Annotated in this window: 6 protein-coding genes and 1 pseudogene; 3 read left to right on the forward strand and 4 right to left on the reverse strand. The window is 47.2% G+C overall.

Annotated features, from left to right (window positions below; translation table 11 throughout):
• Nucleotides 1–12 precede the first annotated feature (12 nt).
• The 3 genes from HX773_RS19325 to HX773_RS19335 are packed head-to-tail and all read right to left on the reverse strand — an operon-like array spanning nucleotide 13 to nucleotide 2,454.
• Nucleotides 13–1,011, reverse strand: a complete 999-nt coding sequence (locus tag HX773_RS19325) for a galactosyltransferase-related protein (protein WP_176972881.1) — start codon at nucleotides 1,009–1,011, stop codon at nucleotides 13–15.
• A 4-nt stretch (nucleotides 1,012–1,015) separates the two neighbouring features.
• Nucleotides 1,016–1,681 carry an ABC transporter ATP-binding protein gene (locus HX773_RS19330; RefSeq protein WP_176972882.1) on the reverse strand — a complete coding sequence of 222 codons (666 nt, stop codon included), beginning with the start codon at nucleotides 1,679–1,681 and terminating at the stop codon, nucleotides 1,016–1,018.
• Nucleotides 1,678–2,454, reverse strand: coding sequence for an ABC transporter permease (locus HX773_RS19335; protein ID WP_176972883.1), 777 nt, complete (start codon nucleotides 2,452–2,454; stop codon nucleotides 1,678–1,680). The genes HX773_RS19330 and HX773_RS19335 overlap by 4 nt, the downstream gene beginning before the upstream one ends.
• Before the next feature lie 664 nt (nucleotides 2,455–3,118).
• On the opposite strand from HX773_RS19335, the gene speB reads away from it, so the two are divergent.
• Both speB and HX773_RS19345 read left to right on the forward strand, forming a co-directional pair.
• Entirely contained in the window at nucleotides 3,119–4,039 is a 921-nt protein-coding gene (gene speB, locus HX773_RS19340; RefSeq protein ID WP_007890305.1) for an agmatinase, read from the forward strand.
• A gap of 54 nt (nucleotides 4,040–4,093) precedes the next feature.
• Nucleotides 4,094–4,498, forward strand: a complete 405-nt coding sequence (locus HX773_RS19345; RefSeq protein WP_008107307.1) for a YidB family protein — start codon at nucleotides 4,094–4,096, stop codon at nucleotides 4,496–4,498.
• A gap of 160 nt (nucleotides 4,499–4,658) precedes the next feature.
• Here HX773_RS19345 and HX773_RS19350 read toward each other — a convergent pair whose 3' ends face one another.
• Nucleotides 4,659–5,411, reverse strand: coding sequence for a M48 family metallopeptidase (locus HX773_RS19350; RefSeq protein WP_176972884.1), 753 nt, complete (start codon nucleotides 5,409–5,411; stop codon nucleotides 4,659–4,661).
• A 273-nt stretch (nucleotides 5,412–5,684) separates the two neighbouring features.
• On the opposite strand from HX773_RS19350, the pseudogene HX773_RS19355 reads away from it, so the two are divergent.
• Nucleotides 5,685–6,032 (forward strand): annotated as a pseudogene (locus tag HX773_RS19355) (transketolase); the annotation flags it as partial.

A 6,032-nucleotide genomic window follows, 5' to 3' on the forward strand; every position in this document is an offset into this window, starting at 1 on the left:
TTTTAACTTATATCAAAAATTAAATAATAACTTAACACGACGTTTCAATGTGTCAGTTCTATCCGTGTGTCCGGGTTTATTGTCGAAGTAGATCGAGTATGTTCGATAGTTTACTTTTTTTTCCTTACATACCCGGATGAATTCTTCCAGCAAACTCGATGAATAGTGTTCGTCCACGCTTACGTCATGTTGGTGTAGTTTAGAAAATAATTGATAATTTACTTTTCTACGTTGGTAATAGTTATCTTCATTATCTCTTGCATGATAGAGGTGGAATGTCAGTTTTTTCTCAATCAGCGCGTTGATGCAATGCATACCCAGCTCTTTTCTAAAGCCTGTCGATAAAAGTGGGGAGCGATGTGACGTCTCTAGCAAAAAATCAGCACTTTTATTAATGCGGTTATAGCGTTCAGCCAGTCTGAGTAGAAAGTCAAAATCTTCATAACCATGGCCATTGAACGCTGGATTAAACCCCTTTATCTCCCGGTAATCACTCGATTTCATCACCACGATTGATGATGGACATGCCAGGTGCAAAAATTCCTTTCGCGAAAAAGAGAAGTATTTTTCTTTAAGGCCTTCAATGCTTGTTTTTTTACGGAGATAGTTTGTGCCGTATTTGGTTAAGTAGAGACAAGGAAGAATATGGAACGGTGCTGATTGATAAAGTATTTCATTTGCGCAACGCATAAACAGAGCAAAATCAGGGAAGATATCGACATCAAGCAATATAATCAATTCTGTATCGACCTGCTGGAAAGCCAGGTTTCTCAACTGCGACACATTGATCAGTTCGGATTTATTATTAGCCTGACATAGTGTTACATTGCTGTATTTTTTTATTGCTTTTATGAATGCTTTATCTTGCCTGGTGTTTCTATTATTATGCCCGAAAATGACTTTTACATTTGATTTCTCTGCATCAGAGGCGATTAACGCGGCTTTATTAATAATGTCTTTTGCGCGTCTTTTCAGGTCAACCGGGATAAGGGATGTTAGATGTTCTGTCATTTATTTATGTTTTCCACTCATGGCTATATTGAGTGATGGCTTCTTCAATATCATCGAATAGAAGAACCTCGTTGTCCCTGCCAATGTAAATAGCCATATCACAAAATTCTTTTAATGAATTAAGATTATGCGAAACCATCAGGAAGCTAGATTCGGCATGCCGAGTTTTGAATAAACGCGCGCATTTGGCTCTGAATCTTGCATCACCTACCGCAGTAACTTCATCAACCAGGTAATAGTCAAATTTGAAAGCCATGCTGAGGCCAAAACCCAAACGAGATTTCATGCCAGAGGAGTAATTTTTGATCGGCATATCAAAATACTTGCCGAGCTCGGCAAACTCCTCAACAAAGGCAATTTTTTCTTTGAGCTGATCTTTTTTGGCATAAAGCCTGGCGACAAACTTCACATTTTCACGGCCACTTAAGCTGCCCTGAAATCCCCCCGACAATCCTACTGGCCATGAGATCGTTTTATCTGTGGTAATTAAACCGCTGTCGGGTTGATCAATGCCACCGATCATACGCAGCAAGGTTGATTTTCCGGCGCCGTTGCGTCCTATGAGTGCAACGCTTTTTCCGCTCGGCAGCTGGAGATTGAGATCTTTAAACACATAGTGTCTGCCAGCTGGCGTGCGATAAGACTTGGTGAGGTTTTCAATCTTGATCATGATGTCATCATTGCCTCTTCACGGGTGCGATATATTGCCAGGCCGAGAAAAAGTGTTGCCAGGGTAACTATGGCCAGATATTCCAGGCTCACGCCTTCACTGACATAGCCCGCTACCACCGCTTCCCGACTCAGTTCAACCGCGTGAAGGATCGGATTCCACAACAAGTAGGGCCAATACTCCTTAGGAATAGCATGCAAAGGAAACATGATGCCGGAAATAAAGTAGAGTGGTTTTAACACAATGGGGAAAAGCTTCTGTGCTTCTGGGAGAAAATGCCCTGTGACCATGAATATCATCCCAATCCCACATGAGAACAGGATTAACAATCCCCATGCAGAAACCAACTGCAGCACGTTATTAACGCTGATGTTTTCTCCTGTCATTCCCACGACAATCATTAAAAGGATATAAACAGCGACGTAAATAACCGCTTCTAACTTAGCTCTGGCGATAATCGTATCGATAGGTTTTATCGGACGATAGTTGAATAATCCCTGATTAGCCTCTATGGCGCCTATCGAACGCTGGGTGATGTTAGCGAAAATAAAGTAGGGGATAATGCCATTTAGTAAAAATAGCGGGAATGAAATGTCTGGCATGGTGCGATGCATGATAAAACCAAAAAAAATTAATAGCACAAGTAAATGTGCCGAAGGTTCCAACACTGCCCATAGATATCCCAAACGATACTTGCCGAATCGCGTGCGTATTTCCCTAAAAAACAATGCATTAATGGCAGACTTCTGCACATCGTATCCGCTTCTGCTCATTGACTTTCTCACCGGTTAAATAAAATAATTTGCACGCTACCGCCCCTGGCTTAACAGATACCAATGCGCTGAGTACAATGCTGCAGTAATGTTGGAAAGGATATTAAGAGGATTGTAAGAGAAGAGGGTCTTCATCTCACTTTTAAGGGAGTAAACGTGTTAGAGGAAAAATAAATCACAAAACCACTCACAACCAGATGATTCTTAAAGCATGGTTTCGTGTGGCGGTGAACATCATTCCTTTGCGTCTAAAAAATCCTTTCCTGATTTCTTTAAATAACGTTACAGAATGGTGTTTAATAATACTAAGTGTTTTTGGCTATCAATTTAATTCGCTTGATAGATTTAAGTTTTATTATTATTTTCCGTAATTACCTTATTAATAAATTATATTATTTAAGAAATGGCTTAATTTATTTATAGTTGCATGTTTCTTTATTAATTAAAGTTATTGATGTCTTTAAGGTGGAAATTAAAGTTATTTTACGGGTATAGATTTGCTGATTGAAAAACGAACGCTGATTGCAGGGAGTTGCAATCTCCGCGATAATCGCGCCAACCAATCCCTTCCTCGTCGGGTTAACGACGCGGAGGGGATTTTTTTCATCTATACCTTAATGGCTCGCGGGCATCGCCCGACTCACGGATATAAAGAGGACGATTTATGTATAACACCCTCGGCAATCAGTATGACAATTCACTGGTTTCTAACGCCTTCGGTTTCATGCGCTTCCCGTTGAACTTCCAGCCCTACGACAGCGATGCTGAGTGGGTGATCACTGGCGTTCCTTTCGATGCCGCGACGTCAGGTCGTCCAGGCAGCCGTTTAGGTCCGGGTGCAATCCGCCAGATTTCCACCAACCTCGCATGGGAAGGTTGCCGCTGGCCGTGGGATTTCGATTTGCGTCAGCGTTTAAATGTGGTGGATTGCGGCGATCTGGTTTATGCCTTTGGCGATTCACAGGATCTCTCTGACAAACTTCAGGCGCATGCCGAGAAACTGCTGGCGAATGGTAAGCGCATGCTGACCTTTGGTGGTGACCATTACGTCACGCTGCCGCTGTTGCGCGCGCACGCTAAGCACTTCGGCAAAATGGCGCTGGTGCATTTTGATGCGCACACCGATACCTATTCCAATGGTCCAACCTTCGATCACGGCACCATGTTCTTCACCGCGCCGAAAGAGGGTTTGATCGATCCGCAGCATTCGGTGCAGATCGGTATTCGTACCGAGTTCGATAAGAGTCTCGGTTTCAATGTGCTGGATGCCGCACAGGTTAACGATCGCAGCGTTGATGACATTCTGGCGGAAGTGAAGCGCACCGTCGGCGATCTGCCGGTGTATTTGACCTTTGATATCGACTGCCTTGATCCCGCCCACGCACCGGGCACCGGCACGCCAGTGATTGGCGGCCTGAGCAGCGATAAAGCCACTAAGCTGATTCGTGGTTTGCAGGGCATGAACATCGTCGGTATGGATCTGGTGGAAGTGGCGCCGGGCTACGATCACGCCGATCTGACCTCGCTGGCGGCAGCCACGCTGGCGCTGGATATGCTGCACGTGCAGGCGGCAAATAAAGGTTAATCCTTTCACCTGCGGCTACACTTATTGGCGGTTAATTAATCTGCGGAGGCGACTATGGGTTTACTGGACGATTTAGTTGGATCGCTGGGAAACAGCAACGGAAGCGGGCAGGGCAATCAGATGCAGCAGCTGATGGCTATCTGGAACTGGGTGCAGGAGCAGGGCGGCGTTGAAGTGCTGCTGCAGAAGTTTCAGCAGGGCGGACTCGGGCAGGTGCTGAATAGCTGGATTGGCAGCGGCAGTAACCAGTCAGTTGATGGTGGCGAGATTCAAAATGCGCTCGGTCAGGATCAGCTGCAGTCGCTGGCGGATAAGCTCGGCACCGATGTAAATGGTGCGTCCGGTACGCTGGCCGCCTTGTTGCCGCAGGTGATTGATAAGCTGTCGCCGCAGGGCCACATCGATACGTCGAATACTCAGGATTTGGGTGCGATGGTGGATGGGTTGTTTAAGCGTTAATTGTTGTTTGCTTGATCTTTGCTTGCTGTCCCCCATCCCGGCCTTCCCCCATGAATGGGGGAAGGAGACGCTGCTATATGCAGCTTCCTCACTGACATGTGGCAGCATCTTCCTCCCCCATTCATGGGGGAGGACCGAGGAGGGGGCCAGCAAGCACAATTCACTTCCCAGCCGCAATGCGCTCACGAATATGCTGGGCGCGCGCTTCCGAATCCGGATGCGAATCAAACATCGAACTCTGGCGGCCTTGCTCCAGTTTCGCCAGTTTCTCAAAGCTGGTCGCTAATCCCATCGGATCAATGCCACGCTTTTTCAGTAGGTCGAACGAGTAATCATCAGCCTGTGATTCCTGGGTTTGTGAGAACTGTGCATTCACCAGTTTCTCGCCCATTTCACCCAATTGCGATTGTGACAGCGAGCCAATCACGCCACCGACGGAAGCCGCAGCAATGCGCGTTGCGGTGGTAGTCAGCGCCACCTGCATCGCTTTACGCGTATGCCCTAATGCGACGTGGCCCATTTCATGGCCGAGCACACCTTCGACTTCGTTATCGGTCATCATATCCATCAACCCGCTGTAGACGCGGATACAACCGTTGGCCATCGCCCAGGCGTTGACGTCTTTGGTCTGATACACCTTGTAGTTGGCGGGCACGCCGTTGATGTTATCGCCCAGCGCCGCAGCGATTTTATTCAGGCGCTGCTGATAGTCACTGTTGGCTGGCGCAACCTGATTGTCTTTATCCATCTGCGCACAGGATTGATCGCTCAGCTCTTTCACCTGCGTATCGTTCAGCGCATAGGCCTGATAAGCCTGCGCACCGGATTGCAGCAGCGCGTTGTTATCGAACCCTTCGCAGCCGCTCAGCAGCGAAGCCATTCCCAGAGCAACAATGGTGGCTCTCATTTTCATATCTGCATCCTTTGGGTAACAAGGTAAAGAAAACAAACACCTGAAACCGTCGCAGGTGTTTAAACGTTTTGGTTATAGCTCGCATGTTGTGCAATGGCTAGCAGACAAGGCCGGAAATGCAAACGGTTACCCGTGATTTAGCACCCAGATGCATGTACTTTTGTCCTGATTTTCATGTACATTGATGTGCGACTTTTTTCTCGCTTCGCCTTATAACTGATTAATTACAATAAGTTAAGCGTGGCGGAGCATTAATCCGACCTGGAGTAGAAGATGCCCTCTCGTAAAGAGCTTGCCAACGCCATTCGCGCGTTAAGTATGGATGCAGTACAGAAAGCCAATTCGGGACATCCGGGTGCCCCAATGGGCATGGCGGACATCGCCGAAGTGCTGTGGCGTGACTTCCTGAACCATAACCCTACTAACCCGCTGTGGGCAGATCGCGACCGCTTTGTGCTGTCGAACGGTCACGGCTCAATGCTGATTTACAGCCTGTTGCACCTCACTGGCTACAATCTGCCAATGAGCGAGCTGCAGAACTTCCGTCAGCTGCACTCTAAAACTCCAGGCCACCCGGAATACGGCTACACAGCAGGCGTAGAAACCACCACCGGCCCGCTG

The organism is Pantoea sp. B9002, assembly GCF_013385945.1.
Lineage (GTDB): Bacteria > Pseudomonadota > Gammaproteobacteria > Enterobacterales > Enterobacteriaceae > Pantoea.

What these genes read in the sequence shown, in the direction of transcription:
- HX773_RS19325 (WP_176972881.1), bottom strand. Translation starts at nt 1,011, where the DNA reads ATGACAGAACATCTAACATCCCTTATCCCGGTTGACCTGAAAAGACGC.
- HX773_RS19330 (WP_176972882.1), bottom strand. Translation starts at nt 1,681, where the DNA reads ATGATCAAGATTGAAAACCTCACCAAGTCTTATCGCACGCCAGCTGGC.
- HX773_RS19335 (WP_176972883.1), bottom strand. Translation starts at nt 2,454, where the DNA reads ATGAGCAGAAGCGGATACGATGTGCAGAAGTCTGCCATTAATGCATTG.
- speB (WP_007890305.1), top strand. Translation starts at nt 3,119, where the DNA reads ATGTATAACACCCTCGGCAATCAGTATGACAATTCACTGGTTTCTAAC.
- HX773_RS19345 (WP_008107307.1), top strand. Translation starts at nt 4,094, where the DNA reads ATGGGTTTACTGGACGATTTAGTTGGATCGCTGGGAAACAGCAACGGA.
- HX773_RS19350 (WP_176972884.1), bottom strand. Translation starts at nt 5,411, where the DNA reads ATGAAAATGAGAGCCACCATTGTTGCTCTGGGAATGGCTTCGCTGCTG.